The 25,215-nt window shown below is 52.9% G+C and carries 19 protein-coding genes; 3 read left to right on the top strand and 16 right to left on the bottom strand.

Annotation, left to right across the window (positions count from 1 at the left end):
* Positions 1-16: 16 nt before the first annotated feature.
* Positions 17-823 (bottom strand): precorrin-6A reductase, encoded by an 807-nt coding sequence (gene cobK, locus BUB44_RS06430; RefSeq protein ID WP_114362101.1) that lies wholly within the window; start codon positions 821-823, stop codon positions 17-19.
* A 112-nt stretch (positions 824-935) separates the two neighbouring features.
* On the opposite strand from cobK, the gene sigK reads away from it, so the two are divergent.
* On the top strand, positions 936-1,655 hold the full coding sequence (gene sigK / locus BUB44_RS06425; protein ID WP_027357235.1) for an RNA polymerase sporulation sigma factor SigK: 720 nt from the start codon (positions 936-938) through the stop codon (positions 1,653-1,655).
* A gap of 6 nt (positions 1,656-1,661) precedes the next feature.
* Here sigK and BUB44_RS06420 read toward each other — a convergent pair whose 3' ends face one another.
* The 3 genes from BUB44_RS06420 to BUB44_RS06410 form a co-directional block, all read right to left on the bottom strand.
* Entirely contained in the window at positions 1,662-3,047 is a 1,386-nt protein-coding gene (locus tag BUB44_RS06420; protein WP_073164341.1) for an MFS transporter, read from the bottom strand.
* Positions 3,048-3,324: 277 nt separating this feature from the next.
* Positions 3,325-8,220: a DEAD/DEAH box helicase gene (locus BUB44_RS06415; protein ID WP_073164338.1), complete on the bottom strand. Its 4,896-nt coding sequence runs from the start codon at positions 8,218-8,220 to the stop codon at positions 3,325-3,327.
* Positions 8,210-13,201 (bottom strand): ATP-binding protein, encoded by a 4,992-nt coding sequence (locus BUB44_RS06410; RefSeq protein ID WP_131821602.1) that lies wholly within the window; start codon positions 13,199-13,201, stop codon positions 8,210-8,212. The genes BUB44_RS06415 and BUB44_RS06410 overlap by 11 nt, the downstream gene beginning before the upstream one ends.
* A gap of 281 nt (positions 13,202-13,482) precedes the next feature.
* Between BUB44_RS06410 and BUB44_RS06405 the strand changes: the two genes are divergently transcribed.
* Complete coding sequence (locus BUB44_RS06405; protein WP_073164333.1) at positions 13,483-13,950, top strand: PIN domain-containing protein; 468 nt, start codon at positions 13,483-13,485, stop codon at positions 13,948-13,950.
* 32 nt (positions 13,951-13,982) lie between these two features.
* Here the strand turns inward: BUB44_RS06405 and BUB44_RS06400 are convergent, their stop codons facing one another.
* Complete coding sequence (locus BUB44_RS06400; RefSeq protein WP_073164330.1) at positions 13,983-15,437, bottom strand: phosphodiester glycosidase family protein; 1,455 nt, start codon at positions 15,435-15,437, stop codon at positions 13,983-13,985.
* Between the two features lie 100 nt (positions 15,438-15,537).
* The gene (locus tag BUB44_RS06395; protein ID WP_073164328.1) at positions 15,538-16,233 is read right to left on the bottom strand and encodes a DUF554 domain-containing protein; all 696 of its coding nucleotides are present in this window, start codon (positions 16,231-16,233) and stop codon (positions 15,538-15,540) included.
* 147 nt (positions 16,234-16,380) lie between these two features.
* On the opposite strand from BUB44_RS06395, the gene BUB44_RS06390 reads away from it, so the two are divergent.
* Positions 16,381-16,617, top strand: coding sequence for a glutaredoxin family protein (locus BUB44_RS06390; RefSeq protein WP_083543129.1), 237 nt, complete (start codon positions 16,381-16,383; stop codon positions 16,615-16,617).
* A gap of 121 nt (positions 16,618-16,738) precedes the next feature.
* Here BUB44_RS06390 and trxA read toward each other — a convergent pair whose 3' ends face one another.
* The 10 genes from trxA to ruvX all read right to left on the bottom strand — a co-directional run bounded on the left by trxA (position 16,739) and on the right by ruvX (position 25,205).
* Positions 16,739-17,056 (bottom strand): thioredoxin, encoded by a 318-nt coding sequence (gene trxA, locus BUB44_RS06385; protein ID WP_073164323.1) that lies wholly within the window; start codon positions 17,054-17,056, stop codon positions 16,739-16,741.
* Positions 17,057-17,119: 63 nt separating this feature from the next.
* Positions 17,120-17,317, bottom strand: a complete 198-nt coding sequence (locus BUB44_RS06380; RefSeq protein WP_027357238.1) for an FmdB family zinc ribbon protein — start codon at positions 17,315-17,317, stop codon at positions 17,120-17,122.
* A 35-nt stretch (positions 17,318-17,352) separates the two neighbouring features.
* Positions 17,353-17,526, bottom strand: a complete 174-nt coding sequence (locus BUB44_RS06375) for a 4Fe-4S binding protein (RefSeq protein ID WP_073164320.1) — start codon at positions 17,524-17,526, stop codon at positions 17,353-17,355.
* A gap of 159 nt (positions 17,527-17,685) precedes the next feature.
* Positions 17,686-18,453, bottom strand: a complete 768-nt coding sequence (locus BUB44_RS06370) for a helix-turn-helix domain-containing protein (RefSeq protein WP_027357240.1) — start codon at positions 18,451-18,453, stop codon at positions 17,686-17,688.
* A gap of 76 nt (positions 18,454-18,529) precedes the next feature.
* A complete protein-coding gene (locus BUB44_RS06365) occupies positions 18,530-20,245 on the bottom strand; it encodes a peptidoglycan D,D-transpeptidase FtsI family protein (RefSeq protein ID WP_083543128.1) in 1,716 nt (571 codons plus the stop codon).
* 46 nt (positions 20,246-20,291) lie between these two features.
* The gene (locus tag BUB44_RS06360; RefSeq protein ID WP_073164315.1) at positions 20,292-21,521 is read right to left on the bottom strand and encodes a peptidase U32 family protein; all 1,230 of its coding nucleotides are present in this window, start codon (positions 21,519-21,521) and stop codon (positions 20,292-20,294) included.
* A 32-nt stretch (positions 21,522-21,553) separates the two neighbouring features.
* The gene (gene mltG, locus BUB44_RS06355; RefSeq protein WP_073164312.1) at positions 21,554-22,594 is read right to left on the bottom strand and encodes an endolytic transglycosylase MltG; all 1,041 of its coding nucleotides are present in this window, start codon (positions 22,592-22,594) and stop codon (positions 21,554-21,556) included.
* A gap of 90 nt (positions 22,595-22,684) precedes the next feature.
* Positions 22,685-24,196, bottom strand: coding sequence for a VanW family protein (locus tag BUB44_RS06350; RefSeq protein ID WP_073164309.1), 1,512 nt, complete (start codon positions 24,194-24,196; stop codon positions 22,685-22,687).
* A 163-nt stretch (positions 24,197-24,359) separates the two neighbouring features.
* Positions 24,360-24,656 (bottom strand): DUF1292 domain-containing protein, encoded by a 297-nt coding sequence (locus BUB44_RS06345; RefSeq protein WP_027357244.1) that lies wholly within the window; start codon positions 24,654-24,656, stop codon positions 24,360-24,362.
* Between the two features lie 129 nt (positions 24,657-24,785).
* Positions 24,786-25,205, bottom strand: a complete 420-nt coding sequence (gene ruvX, locus BUB44_RS06340; protein WP_027357245.1) for a Holliday junction resolvase RuvX — start codon at positions 25,203-25,205, stop codon at positions 24,786-24,788.
* Positions 25,206-25,215: the final 10 nt, after the last annotated feature.

Genomic DNA, 25,215 nt, shown 5'->3' with positions numbered 1-25,215 from the left:
ACGCTCCCCATTTCTTTCAGCCACGCTCCCCCAGATACTGCTTGACCAGGTTGAATACCTGCTGGTAAGTACAGGCTATATTATTCCCCGCCGGGGGACTGCGCTTGATGACTACAACCGGAAGTTTCAGGGCCAGGGCAGCCTTGATTTTTGTATCAATGGTCCGGCCGCTGTCCCTGGTTACAATAACATCGGCCTTATAAGCCTGGAAAATGGCCCTGTTAAACCTGGTGGAAAAAGGCCCCTGCAGGGCTACTATGTCCCGGGGCAGAAAACCCATATCCTGGCACTTTTTGATGATGCGATAATCGGGGAGCACCCTTACTATCAGCCGTTTTCCCTTCATATACGGGGAACGCACAAAAAGTTCCAGGTTGTTGCTGCCCGTGGTTAAAAAAATATTATTTCCCAGCCGGGCCGCCACCTGTATTGCTTCATCCCAGGAATCCACCGGGTAAATAAGGGGATCTTCCGGCAGGATGGTTTCCTCCCGCTGGTAGCGTATAAAAGGTACCCGCATCTCCTGGCACGCCTGCCGGGCCATTTCGGACAGGGGACCCGGAAAAGGGTGGGTGGCATCAACCACCAGGTTAATCCCCCGCCGCTTTATCTGCCCGGCCAGATCCGCCGCACTTTCCGGAGCCGGCAATACTTCCACCGCTCCCCCCATGCCGGCAATGGTCCCCCCGTAAGCCGTCAGGGCAGTAGCCAGAACAGGATAACCGCTGGCACTGAGCAATGAGATTAAATCACGCGCTTCGGCAGTCCCGTACAGAACAAGAATCATCATCCTCACCGGAAAGCTTACTTCGACCTGGAGCATGGTAAGTCCTGCTGGTACCGGCATTTAATCCACCGGACAGGCACAGTTTATCCAGCCCCTCCATATTATCTACTACTGATTACTCCGTGCAGCCGTTATGGAGGGATGGCACGTGCTCTCTGGCCTCTGGGTTTTACTCTGCCTGTCCCTGGTCAACGGGCTGCTGCTGCTGGTTTCCTATATCGCCAGCAACGTTTTCCCCCACCCCCTGTCCGAAGAGGAAGAGGCACATTATTTAAAACTGGCCGCTCAAGGGGATGACCGGGCGCGTGCTGTCCTCGTGGAACACAATTTGCGCCTGGTAGCGCACATTGTAAAAAAATATGAAGGTATGGGCGAGAATATGGACGATTTAATTTCCATAGGAACCATCGGCCTTATTAAGGCCATTAACTCCTTCGATCCGGCTAAAGGAACCCGCCTGGTTACCTACGCCGCCAGGTGCATAGAAAACGAAATTCTCATGCACTTCAGGTCGCTGAAAAAAATCCGCCAGGAGGTATCTTTATACGACCCCGTAGGGGTGGATAAGGAAGGCAACGAAGTTACCTTGATGGAGATACTTGGCACCCACCCGGAAACGGTACCGGAAATAGTGGAGAACCGGTTCGAGTTAAAAAACATGATGGAAATAATCGAGCAGTTAAGCCCCCGGGAAAAAAAAGTATTATCCATGCGCTTCGGCCTGGATAACGGTATTCAGGCCACCCAGAGGGAAATAGCCAGGAAGCTGGGTATATCCAGGTCCTACGTCTCGCGTATTGAAAAGAGAGCGCTGCACAAACTGGTCCTGGAATTGAAGAAAAAGGGGTCCTGGCCCCACAACAGGTAATCCTTTTTATTCCCGCACCGGCAACCTGGTCCAGAGGCAGGCCGCGGTGGCTACCAGCGAAACCAGCGCCGCTGCCAGGTAGGCTTCCTTGAGAGCACCCAGGAAGGCTCCCCCCGGTTCCAGGTGCAGGTAGGCGGCCTGCCGGGCCGTCAGTATTGCCCCGCCCAGGGCTATGCCCAGCACCATCCCCACATTCCGGGTGGCGGCCAGCACTCCCCCGGCGATGCCCAGCCGGAAGCGGGGCACGGAACCCATGACGGCGCTGTTGTTGGGAGACTGGAAAAGCCCTGTGCCCAGTCCGAAGAGGCCAAGACGCCAGGCCACATCGCCGGCGCCGGAATGCTGTCCCAAACCGGCCAGGAGCAGGGCTGCCACGGTACAGATAAGCGACCCCGTGAAGGCCAGCCCCCGCTGGCCGATTTTATCCGACAGGGACCCGGCCAGGGGAGCAACTACCAGCACCGTCAGGGGAAAGGCGGTCATGGCCGCTCCTGCCCGGCCGGCAGAAAGCCCCATCGCCTGCTGCAGGAGAAAAGGGGTCAGGAAAACGATTACATACTGGGTAATAAAGTTTAGAAGGGCAGCCAGATTACCGGCGGCAAAGGGGCGAAGGCTGAAAAGCTTGAGGTCCAGCATGGGCTCGGGTGAACGCTTCTCCACCACGACAAACAGGACAAGCAATGAGAGAGCCGCAAAACCGAGCAGCAGGATGGGCCATGACCAGTTCAAGGTTTCGCCACGGCTGACGGACAGGAGCAGGGCGCCGAGGCCGCAAAAGGCCAGCACTGCTCCCGGCCAGTCGAAGCGCTGGCGTTTTTCACTGCGGAAGTCGGGGAGTAGATACCGGCACCACAGGTAAGCGGCAATACCGATGGGCACGTTAATAAAAAAGATTGCCCGCCACCCCACGGCATCCGCCAGCAGCCCGCCCAGGCTGGGTCCCATGGCCAGGCCAAGGGCCACAATCATCCCGTTCATACCCAGAGCCCGGCCCCGCTCCTGGGGTGGAAACACGGCAGTGATGATGGCGGGGGCCATGGACATCATCATGCCTGCCCCGACGGCCTGCAGGGCCCGCAGCAGGATCAGGGTTCCCAGCGTGGGAGCAAGACCACAGAGGGCAGAGGTGAGAACAAAGGTTATCAAACCGGCCAAAAAGACCCGCTTGAAGCCGAATATGTCTCCCATCCGGCCAAAGGCGAGTATCAAGCTGCCCAGTACCAGCAGATAGGCCATGGACACCCAGCCTATGGTAGCCGGGTCTGCACCGAAATCCCGGGCGATGACCGGTATGGCTATGTACACCACGCTGGCATCTATGGGGCCCATGATGGAACCGAGCAGGACCGCGGTAAGGATGCGCCACCTGCTGGCGTACTGCTGATTACTCATACTTTTATACACCACCTTTTCTTTTATACACCACCTTTTCCCGGCCTGTCACCCGTAGCGGAGCGCTTCTACGAGTAAATTTTTTCAGGCCAGAAACTCCTCCGCTTGGTGTTTCCGCTCCTCAGGACTTCCTCACAGGGCGTTGCTTATCCTGCGGCCTGGAGTAGTGAGGTAGCAGTCTCCGTATTAAAGCCCCGATGACGCCCCGCCGTCGAGGTTCATGGCGTCCAGGGCGACCAGTTCTTTCATAACCGACGCAAGCTGCCTACTCCCCCGTTTAACAGCCAACCCGTAGAACGTCCCGCAAGAAAGTGATAACGGTCCCCCGTTTTAGTAATTCGTGGCAAAACTGGTTCCGGTAGTGTCGCAGACACCCGTAACAACTGGCATTACCTTCAGGACCACCACATTCACATTGCGCTAGCCGTTCCAGGGATGTTTTCAGAACCATCAACAGGGAATCATGACGTGCTACCCGCCGAACGTGCCCGGCCCCACCTGGCACGTCGTCAAACAGAACCAGTGTCCGGACAGCCGGATTTGGAGAAGCGGGGTAAAGACAGCCATCGAGATCCTGCCGTTCAATATCCAGCGCTTTACATATTCCTTCCAGTAGGGCATAGAGCAAAGAGTACCAGAAACCGAGATCGGCATTCTCATAACCTTCAAATGAAAGTTTTAGGATATCCGTTTCAAACTCGTGGCCCAGGGATAAATGACTCTGTAATGTTCCTGAACACTCAGTATCCAGCCGTGTTCGATGCGGCTTTTTGGGCGTCTCGTTTCCCAGAACCGAATATCCGCAACGGTAGCATACTTTAAATCCAATAAGGCCGGCATTATTGATCACCACCAGTTTTCCCCGCGAAGCTGGTACAGCTCTTAGTCTTACGTTACCTAGTGGAACTTCTACGATATCCTCCTCACTGGCTTCGCCAGAGAAATAGACGCGCGTGGCGTAGGTCCTCTCCGGTTTTTCCTCTCCCGGAGTTGTCGGTCCTTTCCGGTCGGTAATAAACCCGAATGTGGGAATAATGAAAACTCCCTGATTTCTATAACGCTGCCCACAGACCGGACATAGCCTGAAGCGTTCCGCCAATTCCTCGTTTTCTCTAACCAACTCCTCTCGTTCCCGGACGAAACTCTGACACTGGTCACAAATGGCATACCGGAATCTTTCCCACTCTCTGTTCGGCAGCCTTTTTATGTAACGACTCGTCCACAATTTGCCTCCTGCTACAACCTGGCTGCTCGGCGCATACTCCGATAAAGCGATCCGGAGGTCGCGCTCGAGTTGTAGCCTTCTTGCTTCCTCTCCGTGGTGAAGTAGGTGTAGTTCTACTACATCTACGGGAAACCCATACTTTGGAATTATGTTCCGACTAGAAAGAAAGTCGATAAGGTTTTTGCTTTTTATCGTATTAATCAATCTCGTCAGGTGATCGACCCGCTTGCCCTCCATAAACAACTTCCGCCTGACTTCCTCCAACTGCTCAACATCGCTTCTTACCTCTTCTTCCGCCTTACGCAGCAAGCCGTCTTTGGGGTCTAATAGACTTGCAACCCAACCCCACCCGTCAAGGTCTACACTCTTCAGCAGGCTTGCGGGAACAATTCTTTTCAACGATTGCAACAGCACATTCGGGCAACTGTCGAGGTACGCCGCAAAAAGATCTGGTCCGGTGCGGTCGAAGAAAAAGCTCTCGACCGTACCAAACACCTCGCGGTATTCTTCGCGGCGCCAAAATGCAGACAGGGCAGTGGCATAAATATGACGGCGAACAATCTTCTCGTTTTCGATTTTAAAATAAGGGGCCTGTACTTTTCCGGAGACCATCCGCCAGGGTTCACGGTAATGGTCAAGGTCGTGAGAGCGCCGCTGTGCAAACGTCAGGGCAAAAGCGGTAGTATCCGTTCGCCTTCCAGCGCGGCCGGCTCTTTGGATGTAGTTGGCCGCTGAAGGTGGCATATTGCGCATGAACACGGCCTCAAGTTCGCCAACGTCGACACCTAACTCAAACGTAGTAGAACAGCTCAGGACGTTTACTTCTCCGTTCACAAACCTGTTCTGCAACTCCGCTGCCGCTTCGCTGGTCAGCTGCGCCGTGTGTTCTTCGGCCACCATACGCAGCGGCAGCACGTTCAAGTACAACTTGTAATAATGGTTCTGCTGGAAGAGTTCTTCGGGTTTACAAGGCCGTAACTTGCCAGGACATCGATACGTAACACAGGTATTCCTGATATTGTGAAGGGTCAAGGTGTGGCACTTGTCGCAAATATACCACGTCAGGCTTTCATCAATCAGGGTTGGCTTTAATTCCCATACGTTATACCGTATGCGGTAAACCACCCCTTCACCCCGAAGCGAATCGCTCGAAAAATAGGGACGCCAGCAACTAGCCGGGTTTTCTAACGCCAAACTGCGCCAGATGTTCTTTAATACCCCTCGACATTCCTCTTCACTTATGCCTGGACTGATGTTACGCGCTAAACGAATCAGAAAATCGAGTCGACTGTTCAAGACCGCAGAATTCCAACTGAAGACGCCCTTCTGCCGGGAGGCTACGTGCGCGCGAAAATACAATTCGCGGTTCCGAGGTTGGAAAAAAGCATCTCGCGGGGAGATATGTTCCGGAAAAAGAACGGCTCCCTTCACCCGCAAAGTATCGATTAGAATTTGATAGAGCATCCAGATCTCAGCCTCTGTCAAGTTCCAGGGCGCTTGCATTAATGGCCGCGGGGGAGCCCAGTGGGGAGGTTTGACCAGAGTGAACCCTAACAGGCCGAGTCCTTCGAGGCTGATACGACGGTCAAGAGCCAGAAATTCGTGGAGCACCCATTTCCAAGCCTCGTTTTTCTGCTCCTGGATGCTGCAGCCGGGCAAAAGGTCAGCCTCTTTTATCATTTCTAGGAGGGGATTGATTAAGTCCTGTATCCGCCACCGGTTGCTCAAAACCTCGTCTTTATGCTCTTGGATGACTTTCAAGATTAAATTTCGGCGTAAAATCTGATTGTATGTGCGGTTCAAATAAGGGGCAAAAAATGCTGCATCCTGGCGGCTGTCAGAGAATACGAGCAGCTTTCGGGAATCATCTAATGTTCCAAACTTACGCCTTTCCCTGCCACGGGTAACTGAAAAAGAGCACCATGGGTCTTCGGCTGTCTGAGATTCTTCCAAAATCTCTCTCTTTTTTGGAATAATCTGCTGGTAAAGCGCGGTGGCCAGCACGCTCGCGGCAGCATCCGTACCCACGAGAAAACGCCAGACCATTCCTTGGGAACTTCGTTTCCCGCAGGCCGGGCAGAGAAATACTTTTTGGTCTCTAGTGACCGGTACCCGGACAACACGGTAGTAATTCCCTCGACCGCACCGGCAGGGTGGCACCGTGGCGTTCTCCCGCTCTACAGCCCCGCAGGAGCCGCATAGCAGGTAGCTTTCAAAAGCGTTTGCTGATGTATGAGGTTGGGGGAACTCTACTTCTTCATCCTCATCAAATGTATTTATACTAACTTCCTCAGGTAACAAGAGAAAATATGCTATTTTCTCGCTTCTTGTACCCAGCTGTTTTAAGTAGTTTTGACCGTTGTCCGAACAAAGATAACCTACGAGGTACGTAGCCCCACACTGGCGGCAGGTGGCTACTTCAAAAACAGGATAGTCGCGTTCATCCTCCTTCCAGCTTTCTCGCCGCGCGAGAAAGAGCCTTTTCTCGGGCTTTAGACTGAGATAAGCCCCTTCAATTGCCCGGACAAAAAGGTGATACCGGGCAGGCAAGAGTGGTGGAGATTCGCCGTCCACTTTCGCTTTGTTAGCAAGATCAACCAGTGACACCAGGGCCTCGGCAGGATCGGATACGTCCGGAAAAATCCGGCCGGCTAAATACCAAAAGTCCTGCGGCCCTTCCTGGAGCTCCTGTTGCAACGCGATTACCCTGAGATCGCCTTTCAGCACCTCGTAAAGGAAGGCCCTCCATCCTTTTGCCCCTGAGGATTTCTCGGTTGCTTCGGCCAAAACCGTCTGGGGTATACCCTTTTCCTTTCCGTGCTTTGCAAGCTCACGAATTACTTCACCCGTTACTTCATCCGCACAGGTGTCGGCAATGATTTCTTGCCATATTTTATAGATCTGTGGGGCCGGCTTTCCCCATCCTTCGGTCTTTCGCGCTACCGGCAGACGTACCGCCTCAATAACATCCTGACGCGCCGGATCATCTTCTGACCATTCGAAGGGCTCGCCAAATAGTTGACTGGCAAAATCGACAATACGCCGGGCATCCTCCCTCCCTCCCAGCGTTGCGCTTGTGGCAATACATTGAAGCCTTCCCTCTTCCCCTGCTACCACCCGGTCCTTAAGCCGCCGCAAGAGCATAGCCATTTCAATACCCTTTGCCCCAGAATAAGTATGAGCTTCGTCAATAACGATAAACCGCCAGTACTGCGCGTAAATGCTGTCAAAGAAAACACTATCGCGCGGCCGCAGCAGCAAGTACTCTAGCATCGCATAGTTCGTGAGCAGGATGTGCGGAGGGTTTTCCCGCATCTGCTGCCGGGAAATCAGTTCATTTTTAAGTGGCTCTTCGCCGCGAAAGGTTCTCCGGTACCTTTCGAGGGCAACTGTATGACTTTCTTCGGTTTCTCCCGTATAACGCCCGAAAGTGATTCGTGGATAGTTTTTTAAAAGTATTCTTAGCCGAACCAGCTGGTCATTGGCGAGAGCATTCATTGGATAGAGAAGAAGCGCCCGTACGCCGGGCCCGAGCCGTCCCGCTTCCTCTTCTCTGAAAAGGTAGTTGAGGATGGGTATTAAAAAGGTTTCTGTTTTGCCGCTACCCGTCCCGGTAGCCACCACGACGTTTCGCCGGTCGACAACCAATTTGCGGATCGCCTCTTCCTGGTGCCTGTACAGGGTTCTGTCTACTGGAAGTAACGGCGTGTTTAGGGCGTTGAACTGGCTGGACAAGATCCCCTCTTCTATTAACCCGGCAATCGTGGAGCCTCTCTCAAAGGGAGGAGTAGCTTCCAAAATCGGGCCCTTTATAAAATCAGCCCCCTGCCTCAAGTTGCTTTCGAATTGTTCCTGCAAAGTTGCATCGCGAAACCGAAACGTTGTGGTTAGATAACTAAGATAGCTCTCCCGGATAGCCTCTGTAGCATTTATAGGATTAATGCTCATCCTTCCGCTCCCCCCTCAAAAGCATGAAAGCACGCTCCTTTTCTTTTGCCCAAAGAAGTTTAACCATTTCGGCATCGGGAAATCTTTCTTGGTCCATACCTTCTGGGAGTGGCATGTTGCGACTGGAATATAGCACTAACAGATCCCGAAATGCCAAAGGATACTTCCTCTGGTACTCACGGATCACCGGTTTGAAATCCCATGTGAGGAACACCGAAACTGGAACGTTTACGTAATTGATACGAAGGCCCGGGTGCTCCAACAATCTACCGGATGAATGCTCGAACCAGGCCTGTTGATCAGGTAAAATCTCACCGCAACCAATACACATAACTCCGCTTGTCAAGCAAAGGCGGACCTCGCTTTCCGACCACTCAAGTCTGACCCTCTGAGTGCTACGGTCTATTTGCAGATCGAACTCCACGCTGCTCTGTCCTTCTACCCACGCCTGCAGAACTCTATAACTGGTATCGGGAGGTAATATGGGGCAACCCAGGCGCCCTTCCTGGCAATCGATTCTAACTCTTATATTGGTTATAGCTCGCAGTTCTAGAAGTTCCTTAATCTCCACAGTCGTTAGATCGGCTAGAGAATATTCCAGTGGTGCCGGGTCTGGGAGAACCCTAAAATCATAGAAATAAGGATCTTCATCGGCAAACACTCCGAACCAGTGCGCAGCAAAACAAGCAGATGAGTACACCGCCTCTCCGTCGACGAAACCGAATCTGAACCGGCCATCGGGGCCAGCTATTGTCTCACCCCGCCAGACCCTTCTCTCCCCGCCGACAATTCCGCAAAGCACCCCGGTTATTTCTTTTCCGGCTCCGGCATTAACTAAAACACCAGCAATTTCTATCCCCCTGGGAAGCGCTTGCATTGCCCACTCTTTGATATATGGTTCTCCGCCACTTATCTCTATCTCTGCAGTATTGAACCTTTCTGCCGGAAGAGAAACGGATTCACCGGCAAACCAGGGATCCTCCACATCGAACTGAGCCAGGTATCGCCCAGAAGGAAGAGCGGCTTTCTCTTTCTCGATGACAAAGCACATTACACCTTCTGGTATATGCTCCGCAATAGGTGCTGCCCACGGTTCCCAGAGCCGCCACAAGCGTAGAATCCTATTTTGAGCCTTGCCTTTTTCCTGCCATTCAAACCTCAACTGCCGCATGGCGTGCAGGTCCTGCAGCGACCATTCTATCCCTTCAACCTTCCATCGACAGCGGACACGAAACAAAGGACCGTCACAAATTAATTTCCGGCGTGGTCCGAAAATCTTGAAGATCTTAACAGAGAAAATACGAAGTTCCGCCTTGCTATGCCTTAAAGTATCCGTAAACCCGAAAAGGTTAAAACGGACACCTCCGTTTCTTAGCTCCCCGGTAACAAATTGGGGCGAATCGTTCAAGTATAGCTGTACTGTCTCACCAGCATCCGCCGGTAGTTCGAGCTCCAGAAAGAGAGCTCCCTTTGCTTCTTGCCAGTCTCCTAACCAAACCTCTTCCACGCGGTCCAGCCATTCGGACAACTTATGACCTTCCAACCCTTTTAGTCGCCAGCGTACCTTGGGAAGTTTAATGATTAAAGGAAGGGTACATCTCCCTGAAGAGCAAGTAAATGTGAGCGTTCCCTTTACTGCATCCTCCTTCCAGGGAACCGATACCTCATACGCCTCGTCCTCCAACGTCACTATTTCGGCCGGCGGGGTAACGTCAAAAGTAGCGTTTTCCGGAACTATTACCGTTAGGCCAACTGTAGAGTCATCCTGATTAACGGGCAAAAAAAGCTGCGGTTCAAAAATGACCAAGAGATCAGGAACAACAGCCAGAGAAAAAACAAATTCACATCTATCTGTAGAGCGGAGCCGAATTGTAAACCTGCCGGTGGGCTCCAGTCCCAATAGTTCAGGAATCGTCAAGGGAATTTCTGCCCGCTCTCCGCTTTCATGAATCCGCACTCCCGGTAATTCACTTACCAAATAGCGCTTACGCTCGGCGGATAATCCCGCGCCGTACCGAACAACGATGCTCCATCCCTCCAGTCCGATCTCCCTGTCCAACGGGATTACAACGGTTGGCGGTTTTCCAACGTAAACAGGGGCACCTTCAACCGATGCGGAACCAATAATTTGCCCACCACTGAGGAAGGGTACAAAGGATTCCGTTTCTGTCACCGGGACCTGGTGCTGGACTCCCCGGTTGTCTACAAGGTAAAAGGTTCTCACATTACTCAGGTCGATAAGAAACAACCCGCAGGTTTGCGCTAACCATGGCGGAGTTGCGTCTTCAATTATTGAAATATCGGACGGGAGAGTATATCCTTGCAGGACAAAGAACCATAATACTTTGCGGGGCAGAATCTCTTCGGTGAGTTGCTTCCCGTCCTCGGTAAAAACGAGAAAGGGCCTGTCCTCACTTAACCCGGAGACTTGCCAAGATCGCCGGAATTCTCCGTCTACAACAAGGGAGATCTCATAGCTTCCTGCCAAAGGGACAGAACATTCCAAGGTTTCCGTCTCAATACAGGCACTCCCCTTGCGGTACGCCCGCAGGGGCATTTCCTTATCCCAAATTGAAGTATCCCAACCAAGTAAATCACGAGCAGATATTTTAAGGGTAATACCCGGTGCCGCACCAGTATCCTCGAACCGGAAGCGATGTTGGCCGATGACTATCTTTATCTCCCCGTGTCCCGTATCCAGCGTAAGCACAGGAGTAGAAAATCTCTCTGTTTCGAGCAATGTGACTTCAGTGGTAGGTTCGGAAGCGTGATTTTCTTTCCACCACTCCTTAAATCCGGCAACTACCCGTGAAGGTAAACCGGGCGTTACCTCTTCCGGAACACAGTGCTCCCTGAAAGCCTGATCTACCAACCTAACAGCCCCAAGTATCCACTTTTCCGCCCACTCGCCCCCGTAAAGGAGAAAACGTTCAACTGGTTTATCAACGTTTGGAAAGAGTAAAGGACATCTTGTCAGCTCCCTTTCCTTTTCTCTTAACCGAGTTCGAACGTTTTCAAGCTCTGCTGCTTTGGCCTTATGTAATTCGATAATTTCCTCTATATGGTTCGATACCGCCGGCGAAACACCTAAAAGTTTAACTAAACAGTCAATTTCGGTCTCCACCTCTTTTAGTTCCCGATAAAACTGCCGTTTGAGATTTAGTTCTTTAATGCCAGCCTCTAAATCGCCTTGTCCCAGAGTCAGCAACCGCTCTTTTACTCTGTCCAACTCCCGTTCTATTTTAGCCTGATTATCTTTTAGATCGCGAAGTTGGGGTTCGATATCTCGTCTGAGGGATTCTTCTGCTCTCCTGGCTTCTTCCCATCTTTGACGGGCCTCAGAAAGTGTTCCTTGTAACGCTTCGATTGTATAGTCAGGAGAACGCATAGTCGCTCCGATTGCACCAACCGCAACTTCCCTTACTTGGCGCTCCCATTCGGAAAGACGGTCCTCTATCCTTTGTTTCTCGCTAAGACAATCCCGGTAGGCGCAGAAAACTTCTGTTAAAGACCTGAGATTGTCCAATGAACCTGGTATAATTATCCATGAACAATCTGGTGGAAGAGGCAGGCCGGATACTAGTTGAGAGATTTCTTCCTCGAGAAGGCGTAGCTGGTTCTTGGTAGCCGATATCTGACGGTGGAGCGCTTCGCACTGCATCTTTTGCTGACTTTCGATTTGCTTTTCCTTATGCAGTCGGCAGTAACCACCAATCAGTGCCGCAAAGCCAAAAGAGAGGGTCACTAACCCGAGTAATTTTAGAGGTGAGTGAACAAGACCGAGGCCCGCAGGTACTAAAAGTACTCCCAACCAAAAGCTAGGGTGAAGACGTGGTTGACAGACAACAAACCGGGACTGCTCCGCAACTTGTTCGGTATGGCGATCCAATAGTGTTCTATATTCACTACACTTTTGGGCCAGAAGCTCCCAGGAAAGATTTGTAAGGACATCTCCGTAGCGGTCTTCCCACGGGGTTCGCCAGAGAGTCATGTATAAAGAGTTTAACCGTTCCCGATAATCTTTCTCTTTCTGTTTTAGTTCGGATAGTTTTTCCTTTTCTCGGGAGAGAGTTTGGCAGTCTCTCTGGCACCGCTCAATAACTAGGGCCCATTCTAAAATTCGTTTGTCATCTTCTGTAAAAGCTTGTGCCTTTTGCTGGTAATCTCCCCTTTGCATCTCAAGGTCGATGATTTGCCGCCGAACTTTCTCAAGTTCAGACTCTTTTGCCTTGAAAAAACCCACGCAGTCTTCGGGCAAATCGTCCCATTTTTCAACATCTACCGATTTCATAGCCAGCTCTTCAACTTTTTTCCGGAGATTTATTAAATGTGCCAAATTTCTTAGCTCTTCTGAAAGCTTTTCTTCCTCTTTTTTCAATCCCCGGATTTCTGTTTGCAAAACCTTTTTCTTAGCTTCTTGTTCTCTAAATGAGAAAAGTCTATCCTTGACATCATCTTCCTCTACGACGTCTTCGCTAACCAAACTAACAACGATGCGACTGAAGAACTCGCTCAGGCAGTTCTGTGGGATTCCTCCGTGGAGCAGTATGGGCGTAACATACCGGCGGGAACCCTCGCTTTCAACCTCTAAATCGAATTGCGGTAGTCTCTTCCTCTTTAAAAAATCAAGAAAAAACTTGCCCCACCTGATCTGCCAATTTATATCATCCAGGCCCGTCGATTTAGCTACAGCGGACCAATAGTTCCCTTCCCGATACCCCCATATCCCCTGGCCAACCAGGAAAATTGACAGACAGGTTGGTGCATTGTTTATCAAAAACTGCATACCCTGCCCGATATCATGTTTAATCTTATCCCTAATCAGTACACCCAGTTTTTCTATGTCCTCCGCCGACAACTCTACCTGACCCAGAAAAGTAACATTTTCTAGTTCCGCCGAGAGAACCTGCTCACAGTCTTCCACGTCGATACACCTTTCCAACATCAGCAGATATCCCCCATAGATATCTTCTTTTTTCAAATGATTATTTCGCTAAACTATTCGACGATTTTTACCAATTCCCTCTAATCTTTACCACAGAAAAAGCACCGGCACCCCGGCACTTGCAAACGATTTGACTGTATGAACTAGCCCCTGGTACAATAAATACAACACAGGAAAAAGGTGATTATATATGCTGCCCAAAAGAAGGATGAGCAATTTCGCGAAGGGTTTAATTGAAGCGCGTCGTCTATCAGAGATCATTACGAGAAAAATGAAGTCAGCCGGCTTTACCCATGAAGAATTAGAGAAGGATGTCCATGAAGTCTTTCGTGAAATCAAAAGAAATCGCAATTCCAATCGTGGTTGATACGAACGTGCTTGTTCCCTCTCTTTATATGGCCACCCCCCTGCTTCGTTTTGTACTTTCCGGAAATTTGATCCTCATTTGGAATGATTTCATACGTTCGGAAGCCTGTGAAATAATTAACCGGCTAGCTCACCGTTATTTTGAAAAGGCCGGTGTCTCCGCTTCGGAAGTACATTACCTGCTCAACCTGGTTCTCCATAAGGAAAGCAAGGTGCCGGAAATGCCGGGCGACTGGCCGCCGCACTCCCCGGACAGGGACGACGACCCATTCTTGTGGGCGGCCATAGCCGGAAAAGCGGAGTACATCATTTCTAGCGACATCCGGCATATGCTCAAGTTAAAAAATATCTATGGTATCCCAATAGGAAGACCGAAAGACTTTTTCGATTGGGTGAAAATAGCACATCCCATGTCCTGAAACTTACCATATCCTGCTGAGATACGGTTTTTTTAAGAACCGTTCGGGTTATCCCTGGCCCTTCTATACCCGCTGCCTGCCCACGAAGCAGGGACGAACAACAAGGCGTTGCTTATCCTGCGTCCGGGAGCGGTGAGGTAGCGGCCTCCGTAGTAAAGCCCCGATGACGCCCCGCCGTCGAGGTTTATGGCGTCCACGGCGCCCAGTTCTTTCATAACCGACGCAAGCTGCCTGATGGTCGCGCCGGGTACCGTCACCAGTAAAATGCTGCCGTCGGGTTTCACGCCGATGGCGCTCCTCGCCCCTCCGCCCGTTAAGATTTTGGCACTGGTGAATCCTTCACCCGCCGGGTCGACGGTGACCTGGCCACCGGTTAAAAGCCTGGGTCCGGCACCCACGGCAGTCACTACGTCCGACCAGTCCAGCCTGTTGCCGTCCTTGTCCTCAAAAACTACCCGGTAGCTGACACTCTTCCCCGGTTCGAAACGGTCCCGCAGGTACTGCTCCGAACCGGTGAGGTTGACCACGAAACCGTCGTCGGGAATCGTCACGTCCTGGTTTTCCACCACCCTGACCACTTTCCCGCCGGAAACCACCACCGAGATACCGTAAGCGAATCCCAGGGAACTGCCGCGTTCGCGGGTGTAGATATACGCCGTGCTGCCGCCCGGGCTCGGCGTCCTGTTGAAACCGTAGGCGTACCAGTTGTCCGGCCATTCGTAAGAACCCCCGGTGTCGCCCTCCACTTTTATGCGCACCGTGTCCATCTTTACCCGGCCATCGGAAGTTATCCCCACCACGGAACCGACATTGCCCACGTGCACGACCTTCCCGTCACTGATAATGGTGCCCCACGGTTCGGGTATGCCGCCGTACGCCTCAAAAAAGGTGCCGTTGATGGCGGCCACCGCACCGTAGCGCTTCGCCATCGAGGCCAGGTCTTCCGTCGCGCCTACCCTGTCGTGGGCAAGTGCAACCACGGCCCTGACGGGAGCACCGGGCGGGATCTCCACCACTGTCGCCCTAATATTCCCGACCTGGCGGGAGTACTGTTTGATACCAGCACTCCCGCCGTCGGACAACCTCACCAGAACAACCTTACCGTCCAGGCTGACGGTAGCCGTGCCGGTCTTTTCGTCCCAGTCAACTTTTGCCCCGAAAGCCTCGGAAACGAAGCGCAGGGGTACGTAGGTAATGCCGCCGACCACGCGGGGCAGTACGTCCAGAAGGGTCTCTTTCCCCGCTATCCTGGCGCGGCTCGAACCCGCCTTCAGGGAAATAACCCTGTCCCCTTTTTGAACCGTGATTCCGGAACCGTCCCACCCAACCGCTGCACCGAGGGCTTCCAGCACACCCCGGAGGGGCACCAGGACGCGATCCTGGACTTTAATCCCCCTGTACAGCGTGCCCGCACCGGTAAGGCCGGGCAGGATCAACAGGGCAACCAGTACCACAAACAGGGTTGCCATTACGGGCGATCTGCGCATTTCCTTATCTCCCTGAACAATACATGACTGGATATATTTTCCTCCCAGGAAGCCGGAATTCTACCCCGGTTGCTCTATTCCGCCTGTGTCAATCCTCATTTTAATACTGCCTTGTCATTTCAATAACGGCTGTGATAATGGCCGCAATAAAAATGGCGGGCAATAGATTTCCCACTTTAATGCGGGTAACCTGCAATAAATTCAAGCCGATAGCCACAATAAGCAGGCCGCCGGTGGCGGTCAGCTCGGACACCACCCAGGGACTCAAACCTGCACCCACCAGCCGCGCGGCAAGGGTAATGCTCCCCTGGTAAATAAATACTGGAATTGCTGAAAAAAATACCCCTATACCCATGGTCGAAGCAAAAATCACGGCAGCAATTCCATCCAGCATGGCCTTGGCTATCAGGGTCCGGGGGTTGCCGGTCAGCCCGTCCTCAATGGACCCCATCACGGCCATCGCACCAACGCAAAAAATCAGGCTGGTGGTGACAAAAGCATATGCCAGGCCGCCCTCCCCGGAACGCCCGAACCTGGCTTCAATGCGCCTTCCCAGCGACTCCAGCCTGCCCTCGATATCCAGGCCGGCACCCGCCACACCGCCCAGGGCAAGGCTACCGATGACAATAAGCGGGTTTCTGGTTTGCAGGGCCATTTGTGCCCCGACCAGAATAACCGCCAGGCCGAGCCCCTGCATGACCGTATCGCCCACTCTTTGCGGGATGCCTTTTTTAAACAAAGCCCCCAGCAGGGCACCCGTGCAAATAGCTGCCACATTAATGAATGTACCAACCAATTAAGTAACTCCTTTCCGGTGCAAATAGTTCGACATTTCCGGACGGGTTCCTGCCTGAAAAGCGATATGACGGCAGCGTATATAATCTACTTCAGACTCAAAAAATAAATTCGAGGGAAAATTCCATCCACCAGGAGGTATTGGCCAATGACAGCGGAACCCGTAACGGTTTACACCACCCCCACCTGACCCCACTGCCGTACGGTGAAAGAGTTTCTTTCCCAAAAAGGAATAAAATTTACCGAAAAGAATGTGGCCGAGGATGAACTGGCCCGGAGCGAAATGGTGCGCAAAACCGGGCGGCTTGCCGTACCCACCATTACCGTGGGAGACCGGGTAGTGGTAGGATTTAACCGGGGTGAACTGGAAAAACTGCTACACTGAAAAAGTTGGTGCCGCAACAGAACCTGGAGTAAGAAACGGAAAGGGCGGTGCCCCTGTATCACGCGGCGGATGTCCCCCCGCGTGATACACACACCGCCATTAATATTCCACAGAACCTTCCTTACAGCAGGCTCTCCAGCTTTTTAGCCAGAACCCCCTTGGGAGTATAACCGACTATCTGGCCCATTACCTGTCCACCCTTGAACATGATCAGGGTGGGTATGCTCATTACCCCGAAACGGCCGGCCAGGTCCCGGTTTTGATCCACGTTAACTTTGGCCACCTTGACCCGCCCGGCAAACTCGGCAGCCAGTTCATCAATAATGGGAGCCATGCTGCGGCAGGGCCCGCACCAGGGTGCCCAGAAGTCCACCAGCACCGGGAGGCTCGACTGCAAAACTTCGCTATCAAAATTGCTTTCATTTAATTCCAGGGTCATAAAATTACCCCCATTTCAAAATTATCATGTTGAAAAGGGCTACCAGCCCTTAATTTAAATCCTTCAACCACCGGCCAGACCGGAACTGCCCTGCCCGCTGCCGCAACTACCGCCCTTTACGCGAACAGCACAGCCGGTAATCAGCTGGCGCACATCCCGGCTCTGACACTGGGGGCAGGAGACCTTGTCCCGCTCATCAATCCCTACCAGCAGGGTAAATTTGTGACCACAGCTGTTGCATTGAAAATCATAGATAGGCACGGCTTACACCCCCTGAAAATTTATTGCCTTACCGGTCAGGCAGCTGTAATGGCCCCGTTGGGGCAGATGAAAATGCATTCTTCACACTCCCGGCACAATCCCGGATCTACCACGGCCAGCCTGGCGGTAACGGTTATAGCTTTATAAGGGCAAACCTCCGCACACGCTCCACAGCCGGCACACAGGTCCCTGACCACAAAAGCGGGCATGGGTATCTCTCCCTATTATTATACTAAACAATAATTTCGCTTGCAATAAATTTTCTGCAATCCCACTCCACAGTTTACCATTACTTCAACCAGCGCGTCAAGCTTCCGGACGACAGAATAAAAATGGACGGCAATTGCCTCCCGCGTAAAGCCGCCCTTTCAGCACAGGTTGGAACGCTTGAAAAGCTGAATGAAATTTAAAATAAACTGCAATTCTTTCTGGTTGAGGTTACAGACCAGGTTCAAAACCGACTGGACGTTGGGGTGCATGAGCAGTTCCCGCAACTCGGGATTCATCAGGCTGAGCATCTGATCTACTGCTCCCGGCTCCATGATGAAATAGCACGGGGAAACACCCATCACTTCGGACAGTTTTTCCAGCGTTTTTAAAGAAGGCTGCACCTTGCCCTGTTCGATCTGGCCAATCAACCCCGCTGTAACTCCCGCCAGGTTTGCCAGCTGGGCCTGGGTGAGCCCGTATTCTTCCCGGAGGGCTTTGAGTTTATGCCCCAGGGAACCCTCCTGCCCCATAATGGAAGTTGGCGAAACTTCCAGGGCCTCGGCTATGCGCTTCAAGGTGCTCAGGGCGGGGTAAACCGTTCCCCGTTCAATTTCACTTAAATAAGACAGGGAAATGCCCGCCCGGCTGGCCAGTTCTTGAAGGGACAGGTTTTTTTCGCTGCGCAGGATGCGGATCTTATCTCCCAGGGACAGGCCGCTGTCGGTGACATCCCCCTCAATAAGCTGCGCTTTGGGCACGTTCAGGGCGGCAGCCAGCTTCTCAATGGTCTTTAAAGAGGGACGTTTGGAACCCCTTTCGATTTCGCTCAAATAGGACAGGGAGAGGTTCGCCCGCCGGGCCAGATCCTGCAATGTATACCCGCGCTCTTCCCGCAGAGCACGGATTTTTTCCCCCTTGATGATCATAAAAACAACACTCCCGGAACTAATTATACTATTATCCTACTATACCTTTACTAAGCAGTCAATGCACGAGAAGTGGTTAAGGGGAACCTTCCCCCTGTTCCTGTGGCAGGGTAAGAATTTTTTGCATTATCTCCCGGAAAACGGGGGCAGCCGTTTCCCCCCCGCTGACCCCTTCCTGCACCAGAACTGTCACTATATAACGGGGATTTTGCAGGGGGGCATATCCGGTAAACCAGGCATTTACCTTATCCTGGCCGTCCACCTGGGCTGAACCGGTTTTGCCGGCACTGCCGTAACCGGGCACATAAGCCTGGCGGCCAACGCCCATTGTGGTTACCAGCTGCAGCATCTCTTTCAGCTGAACAGCGGTGGAAGCGGGAATGGCCCTGCGCCCGGAATCACGGGGAAAGGAACGAACCACCTCACCCTCATCATTTCTCAATTCCCGGATCAGCCGCGGCTGGACATATACGCCTCCGTTAACGATAACATTCATCATGGCTGTGATCTGTACCGGCGTGGCCAGCACCGGGCCCTGGCCCAGGCTGCTGTTGACCAGGTTATAAGGGGCGGCAACCAGCTGCCAGTTCTGGCGCCTGTCGCGCGGTACGGGATAACCCGTAATCTCCTGGTTATCCAACCCGAAACGGGCCGCATACTCGATGATCTTTTGGGCTCCCAGTTCCAGGCCCACCCGGGCAAAAACCGGGTTGCAGGATTCCGCAAAGGCCCGGCTGAAGCTGATGGTACCATGGCCCGGATCATACCAGCAACGCACGGGGCGGGCCAGGCTGCCCCGGCACTCAAACTGGTCCTCTGGCTTCACAATTCCCTCCGCCAGGGCGGCGGCCGCAACCACCACCTTAAAGACAGAACCGGGAGTGAACAGGGCCGTGGTTTGATCGGTAAAGGTCCCCTCTTCGCCCCGCTCCAGATACGCAGCCACCCCAGGTGGACGGGGATCATAAACAGGGCGGCTGGCCAGGGCCAGAATATCCCCGGTCCGGGGCTCCATTACCACCACCGCCCCTTTCTTTACCCGGCGGTCCATTACTTCCTCCACCACCCGCTGGATCCCGGCATCCAGGGTGGTTACCAGATGCTGTCGCCCCGGGTCCCCCGCCTGGAGGTTAACGGCAGGGCCCAGTCCCGGTATAATCCTCCCGGCAGCATCCACGAAAATCCGGGCGTATGCCCCGGGCCTGGTTGCTTTGAGCTCATTTTCATAGTATTTTTCCAGGCCGGCACGGCCTACCCAGTCGCTCAGGCTGTAACTTTTCTCGCTTCTGGCGTTTAAGGTGTCCAGCATTTCTTTGGACTGCACCCGGCCCAGGTAACCGATTACCCCGGTGGCCAGGGGGGCAGGACCGTAGCGCAGGTGGACGGGCAGCACCAGAACACCGGGCCACCGCTGCTCCCGGATGGCCCCGGCCTGTTCGGGAGTCAGGGGAAAAGGCAGGTAACAGGGACGCTCAAAATAGGGGGCTACCTTTTCCACCGGCAATTTCAAAATCCCAGCCAGGGAAGCCACAACCGCCTGCCTGTCCCGAACCAGCTCGGGGAAAACCACCACCCGGTTGGCATCGTAACTGCCGGTCAAGGGTTGCAGGTGCCGGTCCAGGATCTCCCCCCGGGGGTACTCTTCCAGAACTATGGTGCGACTTTCCCTTTGCAGGGCCAAATAAGCATACTCGCTACCCCGTCCCAGCTGGATAAAAGCCAGGTGGAGGATTAAAAGAGCAAAGCAGCACAGGAAAATGAAAAAAAGGCTGACCACACGCTTTCCCGGCACAATTTCACTTCCATACAGCCATTTTTATCCATTCTGGCCCGCCAGGTCAATCCTTATACTCCTCCCGGCGGCGTAACAGGCTCCAGGGCAGCACAGGGCGGGGCAGGGAAAGAAAAACCCTTTGCCGGGGATGGGGGGCCGCATCTACAGGGTCCATATTTTCGTCATATAATCCGGTTACTGTAAAAGAAAACGTCTCCCCGCCGGGAAGCAGGACCTCCAGGACTTCTCCCCGGGCAAAACGGTTCCTCTGCTCAACCAGGGCCAGCCCCCGGGCAGGATCGTATTCCCTGACCACACCGGTAAAAGTATAAGGGCGAAGATAAATGGAATCCACCGCCCCCTGGGCAGCCCTTACCGGCGGACCGGCAAAAAAACCCGTGGTATATTCCCGGTGGCTCACCTTGCCCAGCTCTTCCAGCCACCGGTTCCGGACCCGGTAGCGGCCGGGATCTGCCCGGTAAGCATCCAGGGCCTGGCGGTAAACGCTCACCACGGTGGCCACATAATGTATGCTTTTAACCCGGCCTTCAATTTTCAGGCTGTTAATGCCTGCTTCCACCAGTTGGGGAATATATTCCAGGAGGCAAAGATCCCGGGAACTCAAGATGTAGGTGCCCCGGGAATCCTCCTCCAGGGGAAAGTATTCCCCCGGCCGCTTTTCTTCCACCAGGGCATAGCGCCACCGGCAGGCCTGGGCACAGTCCCCCCGGTTGGCATCCCGCCCGGTCATGTAACTGCTCAACAGGCACCGCCCGGAATAGGATATGCACATGGCCCCGTGAACGAAAATTTCCAGGGGGACGGTCACCTGCCGGCGGATTTCGCGGATTTCCTCCAGGCCGAGTTCCCGGGCCAGAATAATGCGGGATACCCCCTGTTCCTGCCAGAAACGGGCTGCTTTCCAGTTGGTGGTATTGGCCTGGGTACTCAGGTGCACCGGCAAGCCGGGAGCTGTTTCCCGGACCAGGGTAAGGACGCCGGGATCGGAAACAATAACCGCATCAACACCGATCTGTTCCAGTTGCTTCAGGTATATTGGCAGGTCGTCCAGGTCCCGGTTCCGGGCAAATATATTTACCGTAACATATACCTTGACTCCACGGGCGTGGGCAAACTCCACTCCTGCTGCTATTTCTTCCAGTGTAAAGTTACCCGCCCTTTCCCGGAGGCTGAACTGCTTCCCGCCGAGATAAACAGCATCCGCACCAAAAACTACAGCCGCTTTTAATTTTTCCAGATCCCCGGCTGGAGCCAGAAGTTCCGGAATATCCATGCTGAACCACCTTTTATTCTGTACAATTATATCTAACGTATATATTTCCGTTTGTTGGCATTATGCTCATCCAGTGTTCTGGCAAAGGCATGGGTTCCATCAGGCCTGGCCACGTAATAAAGATAGCTGGTTTTTACCGGCTCTACGGCGGCCAGCAGGGAGGATTCCCCGGGACAGGCTATGGGACCCGGTGGAAGCCCTTTTATCAGGTAGGTATTGTAGGGAGAATTTATTTCCAGATCCCTGTAATATAATTTTGCCCTCTGGCTGCCCAGAGCATACTGAACCGTGGCATCAATCTGTAAGGGCATGTCCCGCTGCAAGCGGTTAAAAATAACCCCGGCTATAACAGGGCGCTCCCGGTCCACCCGGGCCTCCCTCTCCACCATGGAAGCAATGATTACCGCTTCGTGCAGGGTTAAACCGGCCGCTTCTACCTTCCGGTAGTAATCCATCTCTTTCATCTTCTGGTCAAAACGGCGCAGCATGAGATCTATAATGGTATGGGCAGTGGTACTGCTGCCCACCCGGTAAGTATCCGGGAATAAGTACCCTTCCAGCCGGTTTGGGCCCGGAGGGAGTTTCTTTACAAAAGGATAATTAAAGTCATCCTCCGCAGCGGCGGCCAGAAAATCCTCCCTGCTGACCAGGCCCTCCTTTTCCAGCAGCTGGGCTATTTGTTTTAAGGTAAACCCCTCGGGAATGGTAATAACTCGCCCGTCATCAGAACCTTTAACCAGTTCATTAACTATTTCCGGCAGTGATTGGGCCGTGGAAAACGTATACGTACCCGCCTTGAGTTGATCATCAACCCCTCTCAAGCGGGTGTACAGGTTAAAAAACCGGGCACTGCGTATTAATCCTTTTTCAAAAAGCATTTGCCCGATACTGCTGGTGGATGAAGAACGGGTAACGGTCAGCTTCACGGGCTGACCATTACCCGGAGATAAAGGGGAAAGCATCCCCCAGATATAGAAAACAAATACCGCTAAGGAAAGCCCCCCCAGGATCATACTTCCCTTTAACAAGCTTTTCTTACCCTTCAGCCTGATAATACCGTATAATTCCTTCATTTTTACCAGCCTGCATTATTTTCCATATTATAGCACTTATTATACCTTTTCAGTACAATGACTTGACCTCAATCCTCCGTCTGGAGGGAACTATCTATCCGGGTAAACTATTTCAGGTACGCTGTCCCGATCAGGAAGGGATTGATCGGGCAGATCCTGATCTCCTTCGCCGCCCGGCTGCACAGGCTCCTGCCGGTCGGCATTCTCGTCTTCATCCGGGACAGTTACCTGACCGCCAGCCGGCGGGGGAACCACGGGCCCGGTACTGGGCTCCCTGGTACCCACGGCTATTATCTGGTCTACCGGTCTGTAAAAACTACCCGGAAGCCTCTCTGTGTACCGGCGGCCGTTTTCCAGCACCACACGCTCGGTTACTACCCGGTAACCCCGGACTCCCTTCTGCTTAACCACCTGTTCCCCCCGTTCCAGGTTGGGGTCCGGCTCCCGGATAACCTTCGGCTCCAGAACCTCCGTGATGCGGTTCCGGATTTCCACGGGTACTTTATAATCAGTATTACCGTAAATCTTAAAAGTCAGCCGGTTCCCGCTCACGACGGAACGTATGTAAATGTAACTCTCCGTATTATTGCGGAAGCGAAAATCGATAGCTCCATAAACCACCGTTGCATCCCGGCCTACCGGGACATAGGAAACCGGCAGGGAATGGTTGGTACGTTCCAGTACCTCCAGGTTGGCCAGCAGGACGGCATTATATAATGTACTGCTAACCTGGCATACCCCGCCGCCAACTCCATCCACCAATCTATTGTTGATTATTACCTTGGCGTTTTTATAACCGGCCTCGGAACTCCTGGGCCCCACCACCTTATTGAAGGAAACCTCCTGCCCCGGGGGTACGAGCAGCCCGTCCAATGCCGCCGCAGCCACCCGGATGTTATAAACACGATCCGTATAAGAAGCATCAAAACTGGTAGTGTAAGCGGCCAGCAGGCCTTTAAGCCCCATGGCCCGAACCTCTTCCGTGGTGGTGCGGGGTTTAACATGTCTCAGGCTGAGTTGAATTTCGGGCTTTTTGCCGGCTGAAAGGGCGGCCAGCAAATCCCGGTAGGCCCTTTCTTCATCCACCGCCAGCCCATCGCGGCCCGGAATAATTTCAATGCGATCATCGGGAAGAACCCGGAAAGCGGCATCCCTGGGGGGAGTAATGATTTCTTCGACCAGGGCATTGAGCTTCTGATTAAACTTTTCCCGGTTGAGAACTACCATTAATGGGAGCTGGTAACCTTCCCTTTTAATCTTCCATCTCTGATACCACTGCAGCCACCAGGGTGCGTCCCTGCCGGCCTGCAGGGCTCCGGTCAGCATGGCCTGCGTGTCCAAACGCAAGCCTACCTCCGGTGGGGATAAAGTCCAGGTATGGTCCCGGTAAAGGAAAACAAGGGGCGTGCTGTTCAACTTTTTCTCCAGTGTGCCCAGAGCCTGCCGGCACGCTTCCCTGTCCATATGTGACAGATCTATGCCGGCCGCCCGCACGCCGGCAACAACCCTGCCCTGACCGTACAGGGTACCGATGCCGGCAGCACCAAGGGCCAGGAATACTCCCACCAGAAGTCCGGTAATGATCAGATAAGGCCTTTTCATTTTCTCTCCCCCCGTTAAAAGACGACACAAAAGACAAAAATGTTCCCTTTCAGGCATTTTTCAGGTACTGGTATAAGGGGGATGAAAGAATAAAAAAGCTGGATAACCCAGGCGTCCCTGTACCCAGCTCCATTTCAACCGTTATTAACTTTTTCCGGACCTTTCATGAATCCTCATTTTCAATCATTTCTTCCCAGTAATCGGCAACTTTTTCCCATTCCTCGTCATCTTCTATATCGACCAGAATTTCATTGCCTTCTTCGTCCGTCTCAAACCTGAGGATGATGGCCTCTCCTTCTTCATCATCAGCCGCACCGGCGTCAACTTCCGGAACGGGGAGTAAAACAGCGTACTTTGAACCATCCAGGTGTATGATATCAATAACCTCGAAATCCTGCTCCTGACCGTCTTCATCCACCAGGGTTATTACTTCTTCCAGCTCCAGTTCCTGTTCGGACATTTCTTTCACCTCTTTTAAAAGTTGTGCCTATTCTATATCAGGGAGAACCTGTTTGTCAAGAAAAAGAAAAACCGGCAGGTAACAAGAATCACGCCACTTTAAAGTTAATTTTCCCCATTTTGCAACTTTTTATGACCTGAAGCGGGAGTCCAGATAGCTTTGTAAAATTATGACTGCAGCCATCTTATCAATAATTTTTCTTCGCCTGGCCCGGCTGAGATCGGCAGACAGCAAAACTTTTTCCGCGCTGGCGGTACTGAGTCGTTCATCCCAGGTCTCTACCGGCAGCTCCAATTCAGCACCAATTTCCCGGGCAAAATCAAGCACTCTTTGCCCCTGTTTGCCCAGCGTACCGTTCATATTCCGCGGCAGGCCCACAACAATACGCTCCACCCGGTACTCCTGCACCAGCTTTTTTAACTGCTCCATTATCTGCGCCCGCGGCTGATCCCCGCGGATAACCCCTATTCCCTGTGCGGTCCATCCCAGGGGATCGCTTACCGCTACCCCGATTCTTTTTTCACCCACATCCAGCCCCATTATCCGCAATGATAAAATC

Source organism: Desulfofundulus australicus DSM 11792 (assembly GCF_900129285.1).
Taxonomy (GTDB): domain Bacteria; phylum Bacillota; class Desulfotomaculia; order Desulfotomaculales; family Desulfovirgulaceae; genus Desulfofundulus; species Desulfofundulus australicus.
This window is presented reverse-complemented; position numbering and strand designations above follow the sequence as displayed.